The sequence below is a fragment of the Arthrobacter sp. Y3221114 genome, assembly GCF_059092625.1.
This window is the reverse complement of record NZ_JBNHHW010000021.1, coordinates 1-287: the sequence shown is the minus strand read 5'-3', so window position 1 is coordinate 287 and position 287 is coordinate 1. Positions and strand designations below refer to the sequence as shown.

The 287-nt window shown below is 70.7% G+C and carries 1 protein-coding gene; it reads left to right on the top strand.

The genetic code is table 11. The features are described from left to right. Nucleotides 1-287 (top strand): HNH endonuclease signature motif containing protein (locus tag AC5RV3_RS17745; RefSeq protein WP_494123207.1); only part of this gene is annotated, 287 nt, incomplete at both ends.

Below are 287 nucleotides of genomic sequence, written 5' to 3'. Positions count from 1 at the left end.
GCTGGCGAAATCCTGGTTGCTGGTGCTCACCGACGACCACGGTCAGGCGATCGCGGCCGCCCGGAAACTGCGGATCCCGCCCGAGTGGCTCAAACGCCTGGTCCGTGTCCGGGACCGGCACTGCCGCTTCCCCGGATGCCGCCGCGCGGCCAGATACTGCGAGATTGACCATGTCCTCGCGTGGGACGAGGGCGGGCCAACCGTGCTGGAAAACCTGCAGTGCCTGTGCAGCGCGCACCATGCGGCGAAGACCGGCGGGCACGTCCGCGCCGCTGCCGGGCCACACG